The 22,063-nt window shown below is 40.0% G+C and carries 24 protein-coding genes and 2 pseudogenes; 16 read left to right on the forward strand and 10 right to left on the reverse strand.

Features of this window, described 5'->3' with window-relative positions; genetic code table 11:
- Window position 1 precedes the first annotated feature (1 nt).
- The 4 genes and pseudogenes from ACQY3F_RS21815 to ACQY3F_RS21830 all read left to right on the forward strand — a co-directional run.
- Window positions 2–601 (forward strand): arylesterase, encoded by a 600-nt coding sequence (locus ACQY3F_RS21815; RefSeq protein ID WP_428357212.1) that lies wholly within the window; start codon window positions 2–4, stop codon window positions 599–601.
- 895 nt (window positions 602–1,496) lie between these two features.
- Window positions 1,497–2,450: an IS1380 family transposase gene (locus ACQY3F_RS21820; RefSeq protein ID WP_428353297.1), complete on the forward strand. Its 954-nt coding sequence runs from the start codon at window positions 1,497–1,499 to the stop codon at window positions 2,448–2,450.
- Between the two features lie 83 nt (window positions 2,451–2,533).
- Window positions 2,534–3,730 (forward strand): ISAzo13 family transposase, encoded by a 1,197-nt coding sequence (locus ACQY3F_RS21825; RefSeq protein ID WP_428352931.1) that lies wholly within the window; start codon window positions 2,534–2,536, stop codon window positions 3,728–3,730.
- A 32-nt stretch (window positions 3,731–3,762) separates the two neighbouring features.
- Window positions 3,763–4,179 (forward strand): annotated as a pseudogene (locus ACQY3F_RS21830) (transposase); the annotation flags it as partial.
- A gap of 882 nt (window positions 4,180–5,061) precedes the next feature.
- On the opposite strand, the gene ACQY3F_RS21835 reads toward ACQY3F_RS21830, so the two are convergent.
- Complete coding sequence (locus tag ACQY3F_RS21835) at window positions 5,062–5,394, reverse strand: restriction endonuclease (protein ID WP_428357213.1); 333 nt, start codon at window positions 5,392–5,394, stop codon at window positions 5,062–5,064.
- 96 nt (window positions 5,395–5,490) lie between these two features.
- Here ACQY3F_RS21835 and tnpA point away from each other — a divergent pair, with 96 nt between their 5' ends.
- The 5 genes and pseudogenes from tnpA to ACQY3F_RS21860 all read left to right on the forward strand — a co-directional run.
- Window positions 5,491–5,808: an IS66 family insertion sequence element accessory protein TnpA gene (tnpA, locus tag ACQY3F_RS21840; RefSeq protein WP_428353774.1), complete on the forward strand. Its 318-nt coding sequence runs from the start codon at window positions 5,491–5,493 to the stop codon at window positions 5,806–5,808.
- 8 nt (window positions 5,809–5,816) lie between these two features.
- Entirely contained in the window at window positions 5,817–6,170 is a 354-nt protein-coding gene (gene tnpB / locus ACQY3F_RS21845) for an IS66 family insertion sequence element accessory protein TnpB (RefSeq protein WP_428353775.1), read from the forward strand.
- A 46-nt stretch (window positions 6,171–6,216) separates the two neighbouring features.
- A complete protein-coding gene (gene tnpC, locus ACQY3F_RS21850) occupies window positions 6,217–7,755 on the forward strand; it encodes an IS66 family transposase (protein WP_428357214.1) in 1,539 nt (512 codons plus the stop codon).
- Entirely contained in the window at window positions 7,737–8,741 is a 1,005-nt protein-coding gene (locus ACQY3F_RS21855; protein WP_428353111.1) for an IS630 family transposase, read from the forward strand. The genes tnpC and ACQY3F_RS21855 overlap by 19 nt, the downstream gene beginning before the upstream one ends.
- A 29-nt stretch (window positions 8,742–8,770) precedes the next feature.
- Window positions 8,771–8,953, forward strand: a pseudogene (locus ACQY3F_RS21860) (transposase domain-containing protein); the annotation flags it as partial.
- Here the strand turns inward: ACQY3F_RS21860 and ACQY3F_RS21865 are convergent.
- Window positions 8,936–9,574, reverse strand: a complete 639-nt coding sequence (locus ACQY3F_RS21865; RefSeq protein WP_428357216.1) for a winged helix-turn-helix domain-containing protein — start codon at window positions 9,572–9,574, stop codon at window positions 8,936–8,938. The pseudogene ACQY3F_RS21860 and the gene ACQY3F_RS21865 sit on opposite strands and share 18 nt — an antisense overlap.
- A 281-nt stretch (window positions 9,575–9,855) precedes the next feature.
- Here ACQY3F_RS21865 and ACQY3F_RS21870 point away from each other — a divergent pair, with 281 nt between their 5' ends.
- Window positions 9,856–9,993: a hypothetical protein gene (locus tag ACQY3F_RS21870; protein ID WP_428357217.1), complete on the forward strand. Its 138-nt coding sequence runs from the start codon at window positions 9,856–9,858 to the stop codon at window positions 9,991–9,993.
- Complete coding sequence (locus ACQY3F_RS21875; RefSeq protein WP_428357219.1) at window positions 9,990–10,244, forward strand: Txe/YoeB family addiction module toxin; 255 nt, start codon at window positions 9,990–9,992, stop codon at window positions 10,242–10,244. Before ACQY3F_RS21870 ends, ACQY3F_RS21875 begins: the two co-directional genes overlap by 4 nt.
- 334 nt (window positions 10,245–10,578) lie before the next feature.
- Here the strand turns inward: ACQY3F_RS21875 and ACQY3F_RS21880 are convergent, their stop codons facing one another.
- The 8 genes from ACQY3F_RS21880 to argS all read right to left on the reverse strand — a co-directional run bounded on the left by ACQY3F_RS21880 (window position 10,579) and on the right by argS (window position 17,244).
- A complete protein-coding gene (locus tag ACQY3F_RS21880) occupies window positions 10,579–10,893 on the reverse strand; it encodes a helix-turn-helix domain-containing protein (protein ID WP_428357221.1) in 315 nt (104 codons plus the stop codon).
- A complete protein-coding gene (locus ACQY3F_RS21885) occupies window positions 10,880–11,185 on the reverse strand; it encodes a type II toxin-antitoxin system RelE/ParE family toxin (RefSeq protein ID WP_428357223.1) in 306 nt (101 codons plus the stop codon). Before ACQY3F_RS21885 ends, ACQY3F_RS21880 begins: the two co-directional genes overlap by 14 nt.
- A gap of 667 nt (window positions 11,186–11,852) precedes the next feature.
- Entirely contained in the window at window positions 11,853–12,803 is a 951-nt protein-coding gene (locus ACQY3F_RS21890; protein ID WP_428357224.1) for a hypothetical protein, read from the reverse strand.
- Window positions 12,804–13,137: 334 nt separating this feature from the next.
- Complete coding sequence (locus tag ACQY3F_RS21895) at window positions 13,138–13,482, reverse strand: type II toxin-antitoxin system PemK/MazF family toxin (RefSeq protein WP_428357226.1); 345 nt, start codon at window positions 13,480–13,482, stop codon at window positions 13,138–13,140.
- Entirely contained in the window at window positions 13,483–13,731 is a 249-nt protein-coding gene (locus ACQY3F_RS21900) for an AbrB/MazE/SpoVT family DNA-binding domain-containing protein (RefSeq protein ID WP_428357228.1), read from the reverse strand.
- A gap of 315 nt (window positions 13,732–14,046) precedes the next feature.
- Window positions 14,047–14,463, reverse strand: coding sequence for a hypothetical protein (locus ACQY3F_RS21905; protein WP_428357229.1), 417 nt, complete (start codon window positions 14,461–14,463; stop codon window positions 14,047–14,049).
- Between the two features lie 355 nt (window positions 14,464–14,818).
- Window positions 14,819–15,484 carry an SPOR domain-containing protein gene (locus tag ACQY3F_RS21910; RefSeq protein ID WP_428357230.1) on the reverse strand — a complete coding sequence of 222 codons (666 nt, stop codon included), beginning with the start codon at window positions 15,482–15,484 and terminating at the stop codon, window positions 14,819–14,821.
- A complete protein-coding gene (gene argS, locus ACQY3F_RS21915; protein WP_428357231.1) occupies window positions 15,484–17,244 on the reverse strand; it encodes an arginine--tRNA ligase in 1,761 nt (586 codons plus the stop codon). Before argS ends, ACQY3F_RS21910 begins: the two co-directional genes overlap by 1 nt.
- Before the next feature lie 157 nt (window positions 17,245–17,401).
- Here argS and ACQY3F_RS21920 point away from each other — a divergent pair, with 157 nt between their 5' ends.
- The 5 genes from ACQY3F_RS21920 to ACQY3F_RS21940 all read left to right on the forward strand — a co-directional run bounded on the left by ACQY3F_RS21920 (window position 17,402) and on the right by ACQY3F_RS21940 (window position 22,042).
- Entirely contained in the window at window positions 17,402–18,409 is a 1,008-nt protein-coding gene (locus ACQY3F_RS21920) for a hypothetical protein (protein WP_428357233.1), read from the forward strand.
- A 28-nt stretch (window positions 18,410–18,437) separates the two neighbouring features.
- Window positions 18,438–19,466: a putative solute-binding protein gene (locus ACQY3F_RS21925; RefSeq protein ID WP_428357234.1), complete on the forward strand. Its 1,029-nt coding sequence runs from the start codon at window positions 18,438–18,440 to the stop codon at window positions 19,464–19,466.
- Between the two features lie 220 nt (window positions 19,467–19,686).
- A complete protein-coding gene (locus tag ACQY3F_RS21930; RefSeq protein ID WP_428357236.1) occupies window positions 19,687–20,061 on the forward strand; it encodes a hypothetical protein in 375 nt (124 codons plus the stop codon).
- A gap of 43 nt (window positions 20,062–20,104) precedes the next feature.
- Window positions 20,105–21,301 carry an ISAzo13 family transposase gene (locus tag ACQY3F_RS21935; RefSeq protein ID WP_428352931.1) on the forward strand — a complete coding sequence of 399 codons (1,197 nt, stop codon included), beginning with the start codon at window positions 20,105–20,107 and terminating at the stop codon, window positions 21,299–21,301.
- Window positions 21,302–21,457: 156 nt separating this feature from the next.
- On the forward strand, window positions 21,458–22,042 hold the full coding sequence (locus ACQY3F_RS21940; RefSeq protein WP_428357237.1) for a hypothetical protein: 585 nt from the start codon (window positions 21,458–21,460) through the stop codon (window positions 22,040–22,042).
- Window positions 22,043–22,063: the final 21 nt, after the last annotated feature.

Raw genomic sequence — 22,063 nt, forward strand, 5'->3', positions numbered from 1 at the left:
TATGCTTAAAATTATATTAATCGGAATTATGTTGTTTTATTCGACGCTGATACAGGCAAAGTCAATTGTAGTTCTAGGAGATAGTATCAGTGCTAGCTATGGATTTGAAGCACAACATGGCTGGGTCGCTATACTGGCCAAACAATTACAATCCAGCCATCCAGAATACTCAGTACATAATGCAAGTATCAGTGGAGATACTACGGCAGGTGGACTGGCACGTTTAGCGCAATTATTAGCACAATATCAGCCCGAGATTGTACTACTTGAACTGGGTGCTAATGATGGATTACGCGGTATGTCTTTAAAAATCATGCAACAGAATTTATCGGCCATGATAGTACAGGCAAAAAAATCGGGTGCGCAAGCTTTACTCTTAAGTATGCGTATCCCAAGTAATTATGGCAAACGCTATACCGATATGTTTTATAACAGCTATGCCAAAGTGGCAGCAACTAATAATATAGTCGTCATCCCTTTTATTCTGGAAGACGTCGCTTTAGATAAATCTCAAATGCAAAACGATGGACTGCATCCTAATGCTAAAGCTCAACCCGTCATAGCAAAGCATATAGCACCTTATTTATTACCCATGCTGTAACACTGGCTTGTGCATAAATCTGTTAGTTGCCTACTACTAAAGGTGTTATTAATCTGTAGTGAAATTTTACAAGGTTTTTTGTGAACAGCTTTAATACAAATTAAACAAACCTTTTGAACAGTTTTACTGACAAGCTAAGAAATTGATTACAAACTATTATAATAGCTTATCCACAAGATTACGGATGACTAATAATAGTAATAGGTTTTATATAGATATATATCTTATAATTACTTATAAATCATATTAGTAGCTTAATCAACTTAAAAGCTAGATAAGAAATTTGTAGCGAATACTGCAAAATGAACAAATAAATACACACTATCGTTATTTTTTCTTGACTAGAGTCTTAATTCTTCTTTCAGGAAAATCTCTTGGCAAACAGGTCTACCTCTATTTAAGCGGAAAATTATTTTGCAGCACGATATAAAGCTTGCGGAATACGCAATATTCGTAGCACTTATTCTCTACGCAGGCATATCATTGATCTGAGGATGTTTGTAAGGAAGAGTATTAACGTTAGCTTATTTACTAAAAATAGACTAACGCACAAATTTGTTACTTATTTATTGTGTATAAGTCTGTTAGTTAGCCTTATACAAGCCTGTTGCTAAATTGTACTTAAAAATTAAGGCCTTAGTAAGCAACACTTTTACAACAGCTTAATCTAAACTTTATAACAATGTTATGAATAAGATAACCATATGATTTTAAAATATAAAAACTACTTATCCACAGCTCTATAACCTGCTAATAGTAATAATAGTTTATATATAGATATATATTTTATTATTACTACCTAAATCCTGCAAGCATTATACATAATAATCCACAAAACTCCTTATTAAACAATGATATAATATCATTTTCCTGATTTCACTATCTCATTGTTTTAATGAAGCCCTCTAAAGTATCAAAATCCTCATCTCACGTAAGAAACCGTACCCGAACGGTAAAAATGACATCTACAGCACATGGATTGACAAGCCAGGCGGGACTGATTCCCGTCGTGAAATATTTAGACAGGATAGGTTTTGAAAAAACCGTAAAACAAAGCGTTCCACATCGGCGGGGTGAAAATGCAGACCATCACTTATCTGATGTGGTTCTATTGACGTTGGTTGGCATGATGGGGGGAGCAACATCAATGGCAAAGGTGACGACCGTATGGGCAGATAGCGTACTGCGCAAAGTAGCTGGCTGGATAAAGATTCCTGTTGAAACCACAATTTTACGGATCTTTAAAGAAGTAAGTGATAGGCAGATAAGCCAGTTTGAAACGCTCACGCATACTTTGCGTGGTCAACACTGGCGGCGATTGCTTCGTTCCGGAAAATCGAAAACTGGCATACAATCCGTCCAGTGGGTCGATGTCGATTCAACTGTGGACACCGTTTGTGGTCGACAAGAAGGAAGTGCCAAAGGCTTCAACCCCAAAAAGAAAGGTGCCCGTTCATACCATCCACAACTCGCTTTTCTAGCGGAAACAAAAGAAATTTTACAAGCCTGGTTCCGGACAGGCAATGCCTTTACAAGCAATGGTGTTGTAGAATTTACCAAACAGTTACTTGCACACTTGCCCAATCGGATGCGCATTATTTTTCGCGGTGACAGTGGTTATTTTGTCGGTGATTTGCTTGAATTTCTCGATACCAGAGGGCATGGGTATCTAATAAAGGTTAAACTTAAGAATTTGAACGCATTGCTGGCCAAACAGGCCTGGACAGCCATACAAGGCCGACCCGGTTGGGAGCAGAGCGAGTTTCAATATCGTTGTGGTGGCTGGTCTCGCTCTCGTCAGTTTGTCGCGGTCAGGATAAAGCAACCTAAGGGAGATGGAAAGAAATAATCATCCAAACGAAGTAAGCTTGTGTCTCAATAATTTATAATAATGAATTCTGAATTTATTCTCACACTAGGCAGATAAGCTTGTTGATATTAACAGATAGCATTATAGGTTGGATTATAAATACAGCCCATCGTTTAAAAGGCTCGGTACGTCGTATATTCATGGCTGAAACGGTGGAGCTACTAGGCTCAGGTGGTGCAAGTATTGCTGAAGAAAAACTAGGATGGAATAGAGGCACTATCCGAAAAGGACAATATGAACTTGAAACTCAGCCCATAGAAGATAATTTTTCAGCGAGAGGGCGTAATAAAAGTGAAGAGCATTTTCCTCATCTACTTGATGACATAAAAAAAATTGCTGAACCGGAGTGTCAAACGGATCCCTCTTTTAATTCCTGTCGATTATATACCCGGCTAACGGCTAAAGAAGTTAGAAAACGTTTACTGGAGATTGATTATTACGATGAAAAAACATTACCTTGCTCAAAAACTATCAATACAAAATTAAATGACCTGAGTTACCATCCAAAAAAGGTACAAAAAACAAAGCCTCATAAGAAAATCAAGGAAACGGATGCAATTTTTGAACAAGTTCATTCAGTCAATGGAATGGCAGATATCAACCCAAAAGAGATTCGTATATCAATTGATGCCAAAGCAAGAATGAATATAGGAAATTTTTCACGGGGAGGACGAAATCGGGTTTTAACAAAAGCAGAGGATCATGATTTAGATGTTAAGGAAAAGTTAACTCCTTTTGGTTTTTATCTGCCTGAACATGATGATTTTTTCCTTTTCTTTACAGCAGGCTATGCCAGCAGTGATTTCATCGTTGACCGATTGGAAGAAATTTGGCCAGAAATTCAAGAAAAATATGGAGTAGATATTCTGACAATTAACGCTGACAATGGTATGGAGAACAGTAGCTCCAGAACTCAGTTTATAAAAAGGCTTGTGGAGTTTGCTGAAAAAAGCAACATAAAGATAAAACTGGCCTACTACCCTCCTTATCATAGTAAATATAACCCAATTGAACGAGTATGGGGAGCCTATGAAAATCATATTAGTGGCGACATAATGGATACAGTTGAAACAACTTTAAAATTTGCCAAAAGTATGACCTACAATGGCAAAGCACCTATTGTTAAATTAACAGAAAAAATATATGAAACAGGAGTAAAGGTAGGTAAAAAAGCAATGAAGACGTATTATCAGTTTGTTGACCGAATGCCATCGTTGGAGAAATGGTTTTTGACCATTTCTCCTGGTTGTTCTGGATGATTATTTCTTTCCATCTCCCTAAACAAGTGACAGGACCTCAGTCCGAGCTTTGGGATACGGCAGAATATGACTATTTTTGTTATGTAACAACTGAACCTCTATCGCCTTGGCAAACACATAAGAAGTATGGTGAACGAGCGACGTGCGAAACATGGATTGAAGAAGCAAAATCACAAATGGGTTTAGGTAAAATCAGAACGAATCAATTTCTGGCTAATGCCGCATTATTTCATTGCGCCGTTCTTGCCTACAATACCGTGCGCTGGATGGCTCAATTGAGTGGCAACAAAACGTTGTGCCAATGGGAGCCGGATACACTTCGTACTTATCTGATTCGGGTGGCTGGAAAATTACTCACAGGCAATAATCAGCTGAGAGTCAGAACACCTGCAGATCCGCTCTATCCACAGGAATGGGATGATTGGGTTAAGGTGGGGTTACTCGCTTAACATTAACCGAAGTTAAGTCACTTTGATTAAAAGGTCATGGCACGTTGGCAGGGTGTTTATTGCCTTGGGCTCGGGGGATATCCATACGATACAAAAAATTTCCTCTATTTATGATTTAAATCTGGATATTTTGATCGGTTGGACAAAGAGGGCTGGCAAAGCGGCAGTAAAAACCTAATAACCACTTAGCTAGACAGGTTAATGAGAGTCAAAATATGGGCTTGCAGGATTTAGGTATCATTGAAAGACTTGGCCCGTTTTTTTGCGTAGTCGTTACTCTGGGTAACATGATGTTGGGTATTATTCATGTCAATCAAGCCGATCACAGGCTTCACCTTGGCTTAAGCCTGTAGTATGCAAGCTACGAGTATCGTCAACACCTGGATATCATGCAAATGCAGCAGAATATGAGTCGAAAAGGCAACTGTTAGGACAATGCACCAACAGAACGTTTTTTCCGTAGTCTTAAGCATGAGGCGTTAAATTACGAAAACTTTAGAACCAAAGAAGCAGCAATCGATAGCATTATTGATGTGTAGCTTTTTATAACGGTAAACGTACTCACTCAAAACTTGGTTATCAATCACCATTACAATTTGAGCGAGTAGTTATAGGAAAGTGTCCTGTTTTTGTTGACCATTACATATCCATTAATCACCAAGCATGACACGCCAATTATAGCGCAGACAGACTTATGAGAAACTCTTCTAGCCACAGTGCACGATCATCATCTTAGTGAGAAATATTCTCACGCCTGTCCCCACGCGATGTGACATGGTACAAAGCTCCTGTATATTCAATTCGTAACGGTCTTGCCATTTTTGAGCATCACAATAGAAAATGATTGACTGCAAAACCTAACCCCGCTTTTTCATGCAATTGTTAGAAGGCGCTTTTATCTGCATTGTCTATGGAATCCCAGAAGTCACTATCAAGTTTTTTGATCTCAATAGTTTGCTCTGTTTGCATGCCTAAGCTGTATTGATAAATATATTCAGCTAATTGATTACCATCAATCAGTACAAGTGTTGTGGTGCCATTGAGGTTTTCAGAGTATTCAATTGCACCTTTTGAATAAAATGAGGTTGTGATAAAAACACCTTTGTTTGACTGTGCAACTGCTAGCGCACCAACGAATTTTTGAACTTCCTCTCTTCCAATGGTATTTTCTCTTGCATAGCGCTTAGCTTGTATATGAATTCGACCAAGACCCAATACATCTTCTGTAAGCGCTCAATAGTCAGCGTACTTCACGGCAACTCAGATTAATGCCAAACTATCCCCATTGTTAAATACCACGGGGAATTTTAAATGGCAGCGTTAGAAAAAATACAGGAAAAGACTTTCTGGCCTATTCACATAGAGCACTGGCAGGCATCAGGCCAATCACAGGCAGCTTATTGTCGGCAACATGATTTATGCCCGCAAAAGTTCGGCTACTGGAAACGTAAATCGACTGTAAAGCCTACTACTTCCCCTACAGGATTTACGCGCATTCGGGTTGACGAGGGTATCTCACCGGATCTAGCTATTGGATTATCCTTACGATTTAATGATGGCACACGTCTGGAAGGTATTACGCAGGACACTATGTCGTGTATTCAACCACTGCTTGAGCTGTTGCGGTGACGGTTGTTATGCGTCCATCCCTGTCTTTAACGGAGGTGTATCTGTATCGGCGTCCCATTGATTTTCGTAAGTCACACCGAGGGCTATCGGCGATTGTTGAATGTGAGTTAGGGCATAATCCTTTTGAGGGGGCTCTCTATGCCTTTACGAATAAACAGCGGAATAAGATTAAATGTCTGTTCTGGGAAGATAATGGTTTTGTCCTTTATTACAAGTCATTGGTAGAAGACAAATTTAAGTGGCCTAAAGGTGATGAAGAGACATTAACCTTAACAGGACAGCCGTTAAACTGGTTGCTGGATGGCTTTGATATTAGCGCGATGAAGGGTCATAAAAAACTTCAATATGAGTCTGTTTTTTAGCTGTTTTTGTGTTCATTATTGCCACTATAAATGCTATAATAAAGCCATGATTTTAGCCGATATTTCAAATATAAAACAACAAGATAAAGCCGGTTCTTTGCTGTCGGAGAGTGTTGCTTTGTTGCTTGAAAAAGAAGAGGCTATTGATGAACTGACGCGTGTGATTGAAGTTAAGTCTGGGGTGATTTCCGAACAGAAAAAACGCATCCTTATTCTGGAAGAGGTACTACGCTTATCTAAAATAAAACGCTTTGGGTCATCGAGTGAACAATCTCATCAATCCTCTTTGTTTGATGAAGCAGAGAATGAAGCAGATAGCAGCGAGGAATTAGACCAGGAAGCTGATGAAGCACCTGAGGGCGATAAGCAGACAAGTTCTACTGGCACAAAGAAAAAGCCGGGACGCAAACCCTTTTCGGATAAGTTACCCCGCGAGCAAATTTTTATTCATTTAACGGATGAAGAAAAAGAAGGCGCTATTGATACTTTCTTCACGAAAGTGAAAGAAGAGCTGGATATTATTCCTGCTAAAGTACGTGTTCTTGAATACATGCAGGAAAAAGCGGTCTTTGTCGAACAGATTGAAGGCGAAAAACAACGCCAGGTTAAAGCCGCACAAATGCCCAGACACCCTATTGCCAGAGCAATGGGAAGCATCAGTTTAATGTGCTTTGTTATTATCGCCAAGTATGCTGACGGCTTACCTTTATATCGGCAAGAAGGCATCTTGTCTCGTTATGGGGGTGACATCTCCAGAGCGACATTAGCAAACTGGATGATCGCACTGGCTAAACAACTTCAGCCCCTGATTAACCTGATGCGAGAGCATCAACACACAGGGGCAGTCATACTCGCTGATGAAACGCGGGTTCAGGTATTAAAAGAACCGGGGCGGCCAGCGACCTCAGATAAATATATGTGGGTGACGCTTGGCGGGCCACCGGGTGAAAAAAGCATCCTGTTTGAATACGATCCCTCTCGTAGTGGAGACGTCCCCATGCGCCTGCTTGACGGCTTTAGTGGCTATCTGCAAACCGATGGCTATGCGGGGTACAATGCCGTGTGCCAAAAAAACAGCATCACCCAGCTGGGGTGCTGGGATCATGCGCGTCGTTATTTTAAAGATGCCCAGAATGCACAGCCTAAACGCAAAAAGGGACAAAATAACAAACCCTCAAAAGCAGGTAAAGCGCTGAGCCTGATCAATAAACTGTATGTCATTGAGCGAGAAATTAAAGACCTGTCAGTGGATGAAAAATATCAGCAGCGCCAGGAGAAGAGCATTCCTGTATTGAGCCAGCTCAAAGCCTATCTGGAAGAAAACCAGCATAAAGTACCTAAAGATAGCCTGACAGGAAAGGCAATGACTTACCTGAGTAACCAGTGGGAAAAACTCAATGTGTATTGCACCCATGGTGAACTCAATATTAGCAACATCCTGGCAGAAAATGCGATTCGCCCGTTTGTGATAGGGCGCAAAGCCTGGTTATTTTCTGATAAGTACTTACGCAAAATTAATTTAACGAAAAAAGGTGTCATAATAAACAATTATTTTGCTGACTCTAAATGTTTGTGCTCTATATAAAACACCTACTCCCAGAAGAAATTACTGCTTTAAATGTGATGCATAAAAACCATCCACTTCATTTAAGTAGAAGTCGAGCTCATGCTATTTTATTAAGTTTCAAAGAGCATTCTGTTCCCATGATTTGTTCTATTTATAACGTATGCCGCCAAACTGTTTCCACTTGGTTTTCTAACTGGGAAAAGAATGGAATCGATGGATTGGTTGACTGTCAGGGAAGAGGACGGCGAGGTATTTTAACTGAAAAACAACAAATAAGCTTAGTCCAGAGAGTTGAAAAATCTCCTAGATCATTAAAATCAGTACTAGCAAAATTTGAAGAAGATCTAGGCATTTCAGTTAGCATTGATACTATAAAACGTATTTGTAAACAAGCTGATCTTGTTTGGAAACGAGTTAGAAAATCCTTAAGGATAAAGCGTAATCAAGATAAATTTGATTTGGCAACCGATGAAATAAAAGAATTAATACAACAACATAAAGAGAATGAACTTGATTTGTGCTACTTTGATGAGTCGGGGTTTACACTAGAACCCTGTGTTCCTTATGCTTGGCAACAGTCAGGTGAGACGATTGAAATACCAAGCTCAAACAGCAAGCGTCTTAATGTATTAGGTTTTGTTAACAGAGATTGCAGGTTTGATTCTTTTGTTTTTGAAGGGAGTGTAAACACTTCGGTTGTTGTGGCTTGTATTGATGAATTTGCTAAACAGATTAAAAAACCAACAACTCTTATTATTGATAATGCATCGACTCATACGAGTAATGAATTTAATGAAAACCTTGAAAGGTGGAAAGAAAAAAACCTATCCATTTACCGTATACCGCCATACTCACCCGAGTTAAATATTATCGAGATTATATGGCGTAAAATAAAATACGAATGGCTTCCTTTTTCAGCTTATGAATCCTATGCCTCTCTTCAGGAAGAATTATTTAAGGTGCTGTCTAATATTGGAAAGAATTACAAAGTAGAGTTTGCATAAAAGGTTAAATTAATTTTGCATGGGTACTTACCCCTGCGGGTGCTCGTGCCAGTGCAATACATTACAGCCTGATAGAAACAGCTAAAGCAAATGGGCTGGAGCCTTATGCATATCTTAAGCAGGTTCTCACTGCTTTACCTTATGCTGATACGGTTGATAAAGTGGAGGCTTTGTTGCCCTGGAATATTAAAAAATCAGATACGCCTGAATAGGGCAAGTACGTGCTTCGTTGAGCGCTTACCATCTTCTTTTATGATTCCATCAATACCTTTATCATTTGAATATTGTGTAACCATCCCAGCAGCTTTTACTTCACCTCCATAACCCATTTTTTGCAATAAAGTAACAACTAATTTTTCGAATTCTCGTGGAGATTTATCTAAAATAACATCAATTATTTCGTTATAAACAGATAATTGTATTTTTGAGAATGAACCGTAAAGTTCTTCTTGGGGCGTGAGGGCTGCATTAATAATTTTAACACTAGAGGTTTTTTCTTTTTTTACAGGTTCTCTTTGCTTTATTTGAGTTTCAATAAAATAATTAATCTTTTCAGGTGTTCTTAATTGAACTTTACCAATGTCACTAATTTGATAAGTTCCACGTTTTGGTTTTTGAACCAAACCTGCCATATTCATATAGCTTAAAGCCCAAGATATTCTGTCATAGAATATCTTGCCATTTCCTGAATCATACTCTTGAGAAAGTTCATCCTCACTTAGTCCGAATCGTTTTGCCAGAGGAGCTTCAAATTCGTTTAATTTAATAGAGTCATGCTCTGTGAGCAACTGAAGCGCAGGAACCCTGATGTCATCGTGCTTTGGGATTGTCATATGCTTTTTATTCTTGTGCCTTATAACGCCTAAATCAAATGCCGTTTAAAGGCTCGGTTTTTTGCAAAAAAAATGACGCTTTAAACGATCAGCTGGATTTTTTTATCATGTGTCACCATACTATACGTACTTTATTCTGTACACATCATTAACTGAGGTTCTTATGGATGCTATAAGCTATACAGCCGCCCGAGCTAATTTGTCTAAAATTATGGAACAGGTTTGCATGTAATGACCATGCTCCTATAATTATAACCAGAAAACGTGAATCTCCTGTCGTTATGCTTTCCTTAGAAGACTATCAAGCTATGGAAGAAATAACATATTTGCTCCGTTCGCCTGCTAATACTCGGGATTTACTTGAGTCAATTGCTGCGCTTGAAGCAGGTAAAGGTATGAAACAAGAATTAATTGAATGAACCTTACTTTTGCACCAAAAGCATGGGATAGATACCTCTACTGGCAAAAAACTAATAAAGCTATATTAAAAAGGAATAACTCGTTGATTACAGATATTCAACGTAGTCCTTTTAACGGAATTGGTAAGCCTGAACCTTTAAAGCATGCATTGTCAGGTTTTTGGTCAAGACGTATCAATGATGAGCACAGAATTGTATACAAAGTGATTGAGGGCAATATTTTGATCGCGCAACTACGTTATCACTATTAAACACATAACGAGGCTGTAGAAAACCTCTAAAGTAGGCCTCTCTAACAGCTACTCAAATCTTTTTTGATTTTAACATGACCCTCGCTTTTTCCTTTTATTTCCATATTTTCATTTCATCACTTGATTTTCCTAGCTCCAGTTATTACGATTTACCGAAAAAAATCGGGGGGGGGGGGGGGGCTTTCTATAACATATTTGTATATGCTAAACCTACCCTATGGCAGACTATTTATATTACAGTTGACAGAGTGATATTGCATGGAAAGACCTGCCCCCCATAACTTTCACTTGACGTAAAAAGCGTCAAGTGGATGCGATGGTTATAACTTTTTTTTTAAAGTGCGGCTATTTGTGACAAAGTTTCTGGATGCCTTTGCACTAAGCGTAAAAGAGTAGTTGCCTGTCCATTTGGACTGCTTCTACCTTGCTCCCAATTTTCTAAAGTTCTTGATGAAGTGTGTAAATACGTTGCAAACAACCCACGTGACATATTGAATTGTTTACGAATATTTATTATTTCACTAGGTAGAATAATAAAATCCTCTTTACCCTCAATTTGAACTGTTTTTAAAGTTAATTTTCCCTCTGAATGCTTTTTAGCCTCAGATAGTGACACAGATAACTCTGAAAATAAATTACGTTTGCTCATTAACCCATTCCTCTACAAATAATTTAAGTTGCTTTTTTTCTTGAGGTGTTAAATCTGTGACCTCATTCTTTGCATAAATTGTTAATAGGTAGAAACGCTTAAAGCTAGGCAAATAAAAATAAATTACTCGCGCACCTCCTCGTTTACCTTTATTTTTTGAAGCTACCCTAATTTTTCTTAATCCCCCAGTAGCTTGAATTACATCCCCTTTCTTAGAATTGGATAATAATTCATTTTGTAACTCTCTATATTCTTCATCAGATAAGTAATCACTTCGATACTTCTCAAACAAACTTGATTCAACAAATATTCCTCTCATATACAAACTATACGCAATTAACGTATAGCCGTCAAAGAGTAAAGAAGTTAGTAGTTATAACTAGGCTATGTCTGCATTAGCTGTTGGTAAGACTTAAAGGCCAATGATTGCGGGCATTTACCTATTACTATGAATCAGATAAAAACAATAACTTAGGTGATTACCAACACTTAATGAGTACATAGCCTATAACTATATACTTATCAGGCACATTCACCCTGATAACCTAATATTACCCTACAAATCAAACACATTTGCCTGCATTTTTAAATACCACGTCAATTTTCCCTGATAAATAGATATTAGCCTATAAACCGGGCAAAGTTGCCGCTATTAGCAAACATCAGTCTAGCCACCAGGGCATGCTATGTCAACACAAAGAAACGACACCTTGTTGGATTATGTTCTCAAAGTTTTACCTGAAAATATCTATAAAAACAGCAGAGTATTAGCTTTAGCTTTTTATAGAAAGAAAAAAGCTCAAGTGTTTTTACTCAGGAAATATTAGAAGGGGTAGAGCATAAATTGCGTAGAAAATCAGGGTCTTTCTACAACATATTTGTATATGCTAAACCATACCCTATGGCAGACTATTTATATTATAGTTGACAGAGTGATGTTGCATGGAAAGACCTGACCCCTATTTTTTTATTTGACCCCTATTTTTTTTCTCTATATGACTATAACCAAAGATTTTACGCACGACTGAGGCATTTTTACTTTCCGCTAATGCATTGTCATTGCTGTGCCTTGACCGTGACTTAGTGTGCTCAATATTGAGCTTGTTAAGCAGTTCAGCCACTTTGTGATTGATGTATTCGGAGCCATTATCCGCATGAAAACCCCTCATATTAAAGGGAAAAGTTTCAAGCATTTCGGTCAAAATGGGTAGCAAAAATTGTTCACTAATCCGCTCGCAAGATAAGACGACTTCATATTGAGTTACTTCATCGACGGCATTAATATGGTACACGCCTTTTATACCATCCTGATCGCCCTGATGTACCGTATCTATACGGATATAGCCAGGCTTACCTTCTGCTTTTGGTTTACGTCTTTCGCCAATGTCAACCTTCCTAGACTTGGTTTTATCAAAGGTTCTTCGTTGCTTCTGATAGCCCGCAGAGTGCCGTAAATTATAGAGATGTGAGACTGAAATATTGGCAATATTTTGATAGTCATCTTCATTAAAAATGCAGTAGGCTCGTTCACAAAGCTTTTTAATAACGGCGCCGCTTGGTGTGTCATATCGCTCATCCATTTCTGCTAATAACGCGACATCGGTTGCGCCGTATTTCTGTTTGAATCCTGGGGGCTTATGTACTTTATTGAGCTGCACAACACCTGTCTTTAGGTATTGGTTAATCAGTCGTGTTAGTTGCTGCCGAGAATAATCGGTTACTTGCAGTAAAAACCGAATCACAACCCCTTTTTGCCGTTTAGTGATGGCTCGGTAGTGAAACTGTTTTAAGGTAGATTGAATAAAGGCATAGCGCTCTTCCTTTTTACCTGGCAGGCTAAAGGCAACCGCTTGTGATCCCTCCAAAAATGATTGTAATTCTTCCGTATTTTTTAGTGCTTTAAGATTCATGATGGCTTTCATTCCTTCATCATGAACAGATTATCTGGTTTTGTCAGTTTAGACTCATTCTATATTAGAATACGAGGTTACTTTCAGACTCATTTCGTATTGGAGAAGGCTAAACCTATCCTATGGCAGACTATTTATATTATAATTGACCGAACGATGCCGCATGGAAAGACCCCATACTTTGTGACCCATGGTTTGCTTCTTTTGGTTCTGGTTTGCTTTCAATCGAGTCTGACCCTTTTGGTTTCCTTTAATTTCTACTATCATTACCGGGCTTGTCCAACAAACGGTTCAGATTGTGGCTCGCTTCGCGATCACAATCTAACCTTGTTCGTTATGTATTTTGATATATACAAGCATCCAATACACTTAAAACTTCATTTAAAATTTCATCATCTGCTTTTTCAATAAATTTTACTCGACGACTTATATAATCAATTGATTTTACCTGCTCAACCATAATAAAACCCGTTAATGATGATTTTTCTGAAACATCAATATGAAAAGGAATATTACGATTTGTATGTGTAATTGGACAAACAATAGTAAGTCCCGTTGCTTCATTGAACAAGCTATTGCTAATAACTAATGCAGGCCTTCTCCCTTTTTGTTCATGCCCAGATTGTGGATCGAAAGTTGCTACAATAAAGTCACCTTTCTCGGGGGCATAATTCGGCATTTACCAAACCTCTCGGCCAAAAGGAGTTCCCCAGTTTTCCTCTTCTACCTCATAATTCTTTGGCATTTTACTAATCAAATCTTTGATATCATATTTGCCCCGTACCTTGTGAGTAGGCTCTACAATAATTTTTCCATTTTTTGCTGAAATAGTAACTTCTTCACCTATTTTTATATGGGAATTTTCAAGAAGATTTTTAGGAATTCTAATTCCTTGGCTATTTCCCCATTTTTGAACCTTAGATAACATAATAAACCTCAAGCACAATACTTTTAATTTTGTTTATCCAAGTATATACTTTAAAGAAATTGTATTCAAGTTTTTGGAAGCGGTTCTTTTTTGCATAACGCCGCACTCACCGGTAAATTTGTCCGAGTGGAGTGCCTTGGTCGAGTAAGCAAGGGGCACCCTCCTCCAAGCGTCTCACGAATCTCTCGACTCATACGGCTCTTATCATTCGGTCAAGCACGTAGTAAACTCCTAATTATATTATAGTTGACAGAGTAATATTGCATGGAAAGACTCTATACATGTTCGCTTTTCAATCGAGTCTGCCCCTTTTGGTTATTGGTTGCTTTTGGTTGCTGATTCTCTTCCATGCTTTTCAAAAAAAAGAATGCTATTTTTTTCAGCGTCCAATATTGATCGTACAATTGCTAGTTTTCCGCATATCGCAATTTTTTCATTACCGCGCTGAGAATCAATAAAGTTATCAATTGATATGGCTTGCGGAAGGGCATCTCTGATATGCCACGCTTCATGTATGTAAGGGTTTATGTCACCGTTCTTTCCGTCTTCACCTTTCACAAGCTCTCTCAGTGCATTAACTATTTGGTAGTCACCATGCTCTTGCTGATGAAAGTCGAAACGTATATCAAGTAGGCGAGATATTTTGTCCTTAAGTTCACGACCCGTCGGCAAGTTCGCTTCCTTACTTGCACCAGCACCAGCACCAATAACAAAAACTGTATTTATATCCATATTGCTCATTTTTTATACGCTAACTATATACTTATCAGGCACATTCACCTGTCTTTTTAAATACCACGTCAATTTCCCCTGATAAATAGATATTAGCCTATAAATCAGGCAAACTTGCCGCTATTAGCAAACATCAGTCTAGACACTAGGGTATGCTATGTCAACACAAAGAAACGACACCTTATTGGATGATATCCCCCAGGTTTTACCTGAAAATATATATAAAAACAGCAGAGTAATAGCTTTTTATAGCAAGAAAAAAGCCCAAGCATTTTTACTCAGGAAATATTAGAAAGGGTATAGCATAAATTGCGGACTGAAGTCCGCTCTACGGAATATAACGTGACAGAAAACGCTATTGTTTTTTTACTTCAATCACCAGCGCATCCATATTATTGGACTTAAGTCGGGATTGGATGGCATCAACTGAGGCCAGTTGATTATATGGGCCCATCTTGACCCTATACCAGGTAACAGATCCTATAATGGCTTTTTCTATCTTGGGAGTAAAGCCCATCATGATTAATTTGGCTTTTAAGCTGTCTGCATCTTTATAGTGACGAAAAGCACCGGCTTGTACAGAATACTGCACGCCTGGTTTTGCCTTGCCTACGCGCTCTTCGCGTTTACGAGTTTTCACTTCATGGTCGGGAATCACGAATTCCGCTTCAGGAAGAATGGTGTAAAAGTCGTACTGAATTTCTTGTTTTACGGCTGCTTTTTTTGCACTTTTGACCGGCTTGGGTTTTGGTTTAGGCGCTATTTTTGTTACTTGCCGCGCCAGTGGCTTAGTGACTCTCGTCGGTTGCTCAGAGGTGGATGTTAAAGACAGACTATAAAGAAAATAAGCAAATAAACCCACCAGTCCAAGCACTAGAACCCAGCGCCATAGTGGTACTCCAGGTTGGTAATTAGCCGATTTTGCTCTGGTTCTAATGGGTGTTCGTTTGTTGCTATTGGCTGGCTGGCGCTTTGCTGCCTGACCTGTTTTATTTGCTCTATGCTTATAGTCTCTTGCCATTACATTGCTTCCGGCGTATTAATCCTGAGCAGGTTTAAGCCATTTGCTAACACCTGTTTTACAGAATAGATTAGATTCAGTCGCGCATTACGCAATACGATATCATCTACAATAAATTGATGGGCATTATAATAAGTATGGAACTCAGCCGCTAATTCACGTAAATAGTTAATCAGTAAATGCGGCTCGTATTGTAGAGCTGCCTTCTCTAATACTTCTGGATATCGACTTAGGCTACTTACCAGGGAAATTTCTTGCTCGGCAGTGAGCTTGTCCAGGTTTTCTTCGCCTAACTGAATATCACGCTGCAAGCCTTTTTCAGCTAATTGCTTGAGTACACTACAAACACGCGCATGCGCATATTGCACATAAAAAACTGGATTTTCATTGGTTTTAGACGTAGCTAGTTTTAAATCAAAGTCCATATGTTGCTCGGATTTACGCATTATATAGAAAAAGCGTGCTGCATCCTGGCCTACTTCATTGCGCAATTGGCGCAGCGTAACAAATGAGCCTGAACGGGTAGACATCTGCACTTGCTCTCCACCCCGGTATAATACTGCAAATTGCACTAGCAACACTTTTAGCTTTTCGGTATCTGCGCCCAGCGCCTGCATGGCTGCTTTCACACGAGGAATATAGCCATGATGATCAGCTCCCCAGATATTGATTATTTGCTCAAAGCCCCGATCCAGCTTATTCATATGGTAGGCTATATCCGAAGCGAAATAGGTGCTTTGGCCATTCTCACGCACCACGACGCGGTCTTTTTCATCACCTAGTTTGCTGGAAGCAAACCAGGTAGCGCCTTCTTTTTCGTATAAATATCCGGCTTCGCCCAGGCGTTTAAGCGCTTCATCTATAGAGCCATCGTCCATCAACTGACGTTCTGAAAACCACTTCTGGAAAGAAACTCCAAACTCGCTTAAATCATGGCGTATATCGGCTAATATTTCATTTAAACCGGCCTGAAAAACATTGCGATATTGCTTGTCACCCAATAGGGTTTTAGCACGTGCAATCAAGGCATCAATATGTGTGTCTTTATCGCCGCCTTGCGGTTCATCAGCCGGAATATCTTCAAAAACCAGATTGACCGGATGACGATATTCATTATTTGATTCGCGGTGCAAGTTGGCTGCAATCTCGCGTACATAATCGCCCCGATAACCATTGCTCGGAAAAGTCAGCACTTCGCCACATTCTTCCAGGTAGCGCAACCAAATACTTGCCGCCAAAATATCCATTTGCCGGCCCGCATCATTCACATAGTATTCACGTTCTACGTCAAAACCAACCGCAGCTAATAAATCAGCAACAGCCGACCCATAAGCCGCACCTCGACCATGACCGACATGTAAAGGGCCGGTAGGGTTAGCGGAAACAAACTCGACTTGTACCTTTTTACCGGCACCAATCTGACTTAGGCCAAACTTATTCCCTTGCTCGTGAATGCTGGTAATAACCTGGTACTGCGCTTTAGGATCTATAAAAAAATTAATAAATCCGGGACCTGCAATTTCAACCTTGCTTACTGCCGCATCTGGAGCCAGAACTGCTATAATTTTTTCCGCTAACAGACGTGGATTCATTTTCGCCGGTTTTGCCAGCATCATTGCCAGATTAGTTGCAAAATCGCCATGCTGCTGATCACGCGCTCGCTCAATATTGATTTGTGGCTTGAGTTCTTGCTCTAAAATTCCGTCTGTTTTCAGAGCCTCAACAGCCTGTGATAAGAGAGCTTCTAACTTTTGTTTCATGCGCTTAGGGAATTAAACTAGCTTTACAAAATCCCCCATTATCCCTGAAAAGAGTGTTAGGCGAAAGTAAAATACATTTTATCTATGCGAGCGCTTTATGAGTTAGAATGAAATTCAAGAAAGACATCTTATTCCTATAATAGATTGGGCTATCGCTTTGAAAAAAAAATATCCTTTATTCTTGTTACTTGCTTCATCCTTGTTTCTAAACGCCTGTACTATGGCGTATAAAACCACTGGGGATATTCTCCTGAGTTATGCCGAAGATCAGGGCGTGCCTTATATGCTGGCGAGTAATGATGTCGCTCTGGGATGTTCAATGGCTGAAGCTTTCACACCCTTTCTATTAAGTTTTTCCAGAGTTACGACGCCTCCTGACCAGCTTGCCATTCTGTTTTATCTAGTCGCGGGTAGCTGCGCTGAATTCAAGGCACAGGACGAAGAGTTGCGCTATTTGCGCGCGATTTATGCTAAGAATTCTATTGAAGCTCAGGATGCGCGTATTGCTCAGCAAAGGCTTTTGGGGCTGGCTGCACGCAGGCAATTAACCGGATATCGTGCTCTGGTAACAGCTATCTCTGAACCCGGCGGTGAATGCCCTGAGTTTGCATCTGACAATGAGGAGCTCTACTGGATGCTTGGCCTATTAGATGGCATACAGGCGATTATTAATGATATAGCTTCTGGAGGCAGTGTTGAAGTGCCTATGGATATTGCCGCAAAAGTAGGTCGCGGAGCTGCTTGTATAGATAACCAGCAATGGTGGGGAGTGCCCGACGCTATTCAGGCGGCTATATGGATAGCAATTCCGGGTAATGAACCTCTGAATAAATCACCTAAAGAAGTTTTGCAACAAGCCATGCAAGTGGGCGCAGAGCAAGGAATGGGAGTTGCCCATGTCTTAGCGGCGCAGGTTTATCTGGGGCAAGGGAACATTGCAGAAGTAAAGCAGATTATTAGTCGTTATGCCGCGTTAAGCGAATCAGCCCCGGAAAATCCTGAGTTTGAAGTTCTCAACCAGGTTGCCCGAGTGCAAATTCAGGCAATTTCTGATCGCCTATGGACACAGGCCACTGGAAAACGTACGCCTCTGGGTCGACTCGGGACTTTTTGGGATGATACAGGTACGGTTGTGGAGACCATTGATATCGACGAATTACTTTGAGCGACATATCAAATGAGGACTGACAGGTATGAAAAGAAGAATTGATTACTTTTCCAGGGTGTTGCTGTTTGCCCTTTTAATTTCCAGTAACTTTGTTGTGCTGGCTGATAAAAAAAACCTGTGCGTATTTGATTTATTAGGCGCAAATGGCCCGATCTACGCGCAGATGAAAGATTACCAGATTGCTGCATTGGATTGGGGAGTTGAGTTACAACTTAAGCCTTATATCAGTGAAGTACAGGCAGCAAAAGATTTAAGCACCGGGTTGTGTGATGCGGCTAGCTTTACCGGCATTCAGGCGCGCCATTTCAACTACTTTACCGGGACTCTAGATGCGATGGGGGCACTTCCTTCATATACCCATTTAAAAACAATTATCAGCACGATTAGTACCCCACGCGCTGCGCCATTAATGATTCACGAGCCCTATGAAGTGGCAGGAATTATCCCTATGGGTGCGGCATATCTCTTTGTTAATGATCGATCTTTACTCAGGCTATATGCTGATGCTCAGGGTAGCCATAGCGACATACGTATTGCAGTGATGGATAATGACCCGGCACAGACTGAATTAGTTAGTTTGCTGGGCACGCCCTCCCTAAGCTCGTCAATTGCAGAAATGTATACTAAATTTAATACCGGGCAGGTTGATGTTAGCTATGGCCCTGCTGTTGTGTATCAAGCAATGGAGCTACATAAGGGCTTGCAGGAAAATGGCGGTGTTATTCGCTTCCCGGTTGCACAGCTCAGTTTACAAATCATTATTCGCAGAGCCGCTTTTCCGCATACCTTTGGCCAAAAATCACGTGAATACGCACTGAGTCAATTTGATAAAGCCGTGTTACTTGCGCAAGGCTATGAAGATAGAATTCCAGCACAGCGCTGGTTAAGTATTTCTGCAGATAATAAGGAGCGATATCACGATATTTATAGAAAAACCCGTATCTCACTGCGAGATAAAGGGGTTTATGATGCAAGAATGTTGCGGGTTATGCGCCTGGCACGTTGTCAGCAAGACCCTCAGTTGGCTGAATGTAGCGCTAAAAATAGAGAATAAATAGCTTACGCTGAGCTATACTTTGCGCAGTTACGGATGCAGATTTCTAGCGGCTGAGTTTTTGCCGATAGCTACGCTTCTGAAACCGTTACGTAGCTAGCCATACGTCAGTTTCAGCGTCTTGCTATCGACAAAAATCAGCTCACTATATTTTCCGCATCCGTGACCGCGCGAAGTATAATCAAATGAACAATGCTGAATGCAAGCCTAGCGAGTAATAATGATGAAAATACAGACTCGACAAAAGTTGTATCATAGGCTGGAATGGCTAGTGCTGACCCTGCTGCTATTGTATGCCACCTCGATGCTGGTGATTAACAACTCGGGGAAACTGTTAGTCGGATTTATCGAAGATCAAGCCGTACCCTATGTGTTAAAAACTGATGATGTAGCAATGGGCTGCGTCATGGCAGAAGCGTTAACTTTATTAGTTCCCAGCCTTTCCCAGATCAACGCCTCTCCCTATAAACTAGCGGTAATGTTTGATTTTTTATCCGGTAGTTGTGCGGAATTTAAGGCCAACGAAGAAGAGCTTAGGGAGATGGAAAGAAATAATCATCCAAACGAAGTAAGCTTGTGTCTCAATAATTTATAATAATGAATTCTGAATTTATTCTCACACTAGGCAGATAAGCTTGTTGATATTAACAGATAGCATTATAGGTTGGATTATAAATACAGCCCATCGTTTAAAAGGCTCGGTACGTCGTATATTCATGGCTGAAACGGTGGAGCTACTAGGCTCAGGTGGTGCAAGTATTGCTGAAGAAAAACTAGGATGGAATAGAGGCACTATCCGAAAAGGACAATATGAACTTGAAACTCAGCCCATAGAAGATAATTTTTCAGCGAGAGGGCGTAATAAAAGTGAAGAGCATTTTCCTCATCTACTTGATGACATAAAAAAAATTGCTGAACCGGAGTGTCAAACGGATCCCTCTTTTAATTCCTGTCGATTATATACCCGGCTAACGGCTAAAGAAGTTAGAAAACGTTTACTGGAGATTGATTATTACGATGAAAAAACATTACCTTGCTCAAAAACTATCAATACAAAATTAAATGACCTGAGTTACCATCCAAAAAAGGTACAAAAAACAAAGCCTCATAAGAAAATCAAGGAAACGGATGCAATTTTTGAACAAGTTCATTCAGTCAATGGAATGGCAGATATCAACCCAAAAGAGATTCGTATATCAATTGATGCCAAAGCAAGAATGAATATAGGAAATTTTTCACGGGGAGGACGAAATCGGGTTTTAACAAAAGCAGAGGATCATGATTTAGATGTTAAGGAAAAGTTAACTCCTTTTGGTTTTTATCTGCCTGAACATGATGATTTTTTCCTTTTCTTTACAGCAGGCTATGCCAGCAGTGATTTCATCGTTGACCGATTGGAAGAAATTTGGCCAGAAATTCAAGAAAAATATGGAGTAGATATTCTGACAATTAACGCTGACAATGGTATGGAGAACAGTAGCTCCAGAACTCAGTTTATAAAAAGGCTTGTGGAGTTTGCTGAAAAAAGCAACATAAAGATAAAACTGGCCTACTACCCTCCTTATCATAGTAAATATAACCCAATTGAACGAGTATGGGGAGCCTATGAAAATCATATTAGTGGCGACATAATGGATACAGTTGAAACAACTTTAAAATTTGCCAAAAGTATGACCTACAATGGCAAAGCACCTATTGTTAAATTAACAGAAAAAATATATGAAACAGGAGTAAAGGTAGGTAAAAAAGCAATGAAGACGTATTATCAGTTTGTTGACCGAATGCCATCGTTGGAGAAATGGTTTTTGACCATTTCTCCTGGTTGTTCTGGATGATTATTTCTTTCCATCTCCCTTAGATATATTCGTGCCCTACATGTTAAAAATGTCACCGAGGCGCAGGATGCCCGAATCCTGCAAAAAAGGTATCTCAATCTCGCTGCACAAAGGCAGCTAAAGGGCTATCTTAATCTAGAATTGGCCTATCCTGAAATGCCGGGAAATAAGTGCCCTCAGTTTGCTAACTGGAATGATGAGTTTTACTGGCTGGTTGGGTTAATGGATGGTTTGCAGGCTGTCTTGAATGATCTTGCCTCCGAAGGCAATGCTAAAGTACCTCTAGATATAAGCCTGAAAGTGGGGCGAGGAGCAGGCTGCTTGGACAACGCGCGATGGTGGGGCATACCCGACGCTATTCAATCGGCTATCTGGATCAGTTTTCCCAGCCATCGACCTGCGGGCATTAAGCCATCAATGGTATTGGATCAGGCCATGCAAATTGGCTTACAGCAGGGTGTGCGTATTGTTCAGGTAATCGCGGCAAAAATTTACACAGGGCTGGGTGATACTGAGCGCGTTAAAGCCATTATCCGCGAAAATGTTGCGACCAGAAGCAGTATGCCTGCGAATCCCGATTATTTATTTCTAGATAAAGTTGCTACTCTGCAACTGCAAGCTATCTCCGATACTCTATGGACTGAGGCTACCGGAAAGCGTACGCCGATTGCTGGATTAGGTACTTTCTGGGATGACCCGAATGATACAACGGACACCGTGGATATAATTGATATACTTTGATTTTTTCCGGTATCCATGTTC

Source organism: Methyloprofundus sp. (genome assembly GCF_965251085.1).
GTDB lineage: Bacteria > Pseudomonadota > Gammaproteobacteria > Methylococcales > Methylomonadaceae > Methyloprofundus.

Bases quoted from the DNA above. Each gene is read 5' to 3' on its own strand.
- ACQY3F_RS21870 (WP_428357217.1), top strand. From the start codon at position 9,856: ATGCTTTCCTTAGAAGACTATCAAGCTATGGAAGAAATAACATATTTG.
- ACQY3F_RS21910 (WP_428357230.1), bottom strand. From the start codon at position 15,484: ATGGCAAGAGACTATAAGCATAGAGCAAATAAAACAGGTCAGGCAGCA.
- tnpB (WP_428353775.1), top strand. From the start codon at position 5,817: ATGCGTCCATCCCTGTCTTTAACGGAGGTGTATCTGTATCGGCGTCCC.
- ACQY3F_RS21855 (WP_428353111.1), top strand. From the start codon at position 7,737: ATGTTTGTGCTCTATATAAAACACCTACTCCCAGAAGAAATTACTGCT.
- ACQY3F_RS21905 (WP_428357229.1), bottom strand. From the start codon at position 14,463: ATGGATATAAATACAGTTTTTGTTATTGGTGCTGGTGCTGGTGCAAGT.
- ACQY3F_RS21925 (WP_428357234.1), top strand. From the start codon at position 18,438: ATGAAAAGAAGAATTGATTACTTTTCCAGGGTGTTGCTGTTTGCCCTT.
- ACQY3F_RS21940 (WP_428357237.1), top strand. From the start codon at position 21,458: ATGCCGGGAAATAAGTGCCCTCAGTTTGCTAACTGGAATGATGAGTTT.
- tnpA (WP_428353774.1), top strand. From the start codon at position 5,491: ATGGCAGCGTTAGAAAAAATACAGGAAAAGACTTTCTGGCCTATTCAC.
- ACQY3F_RS21820 (WP_428353297.1), top strand. From the start codon at position 1,497: ATGAAGCCCTCTAAAGTATCAAAATCCTCATCTCACGTAAGAAACCGT.
- ACQY3F_RS21930 (WP_428357236.1), top strand. From the start codon at position 19,687: ATGATGAAAATACAGACTCGACAAAAGTTGTATCATAGGCTGGAATGG.
- ACQY3F_RS21900 (WP_428357228.1), bottom strand. From the start codon at position 13,731: ATGTTATCTAAGGTTCAAAAATGGGGAAATAGCCAAGGAATTAGAATT.
- ACQY3F_RS21875 (WP_428357219.1), top strand. From the start codon at position 9,990: ATGAACCTTACTTTTGCACCAAAAGCATGGGATAGATACCTCTACTGG.
- ACQY3F_RS21890 (WP_428357224.1), bottom strand. From the start codon at position 12,803: ATGAATCTTAAAGCACTAAAAAATACGGAAGAATTACAATCATTTTTG.
- ACQY3F_RS21880 (WP_428357221.1), bottom strand. From the start codon at position 10,893: ATGAGCAAACGTAATTTATTTTCAGAGTTATCTGTGTCACTATCTGAG.
- ACQY3F_RS21895 (WP_428357226.1), bottom strand. From the start codon at position 13,482: ATGCCGAATTATGCCCCCGAGAAAGGTGACTTTATTGTAGCAACTTTC.
- tnpC (WP_428357214.1), top strand. From the start codon at position 6,217: ATGATTTTAGCCGATATTTCAAATATAAAACAACAAGATAAAGCCGGT.
- ACQY3F_RS21815 (WP_428357212.1), top strand. From the start codon at position 2: ATGCTTAAAATTATATTAATCGGAATTATGTTGTTTTATTCGACGCTG.
- ACQY3F_RS21865 (WP_428357216.1), bottom strand. From the start codon at position 9,574: ATGACAATCCCAAAGCACGATGACATCAGGGTTCCTGCGCTTCAGTTG.
- argS (WP_428357231.1), bottom strand. From the start codon at position 17,244: ATGAAACAAAAGTTAGAAGCTCTCTTATCACAGGCTGTTGAGGCTCTG.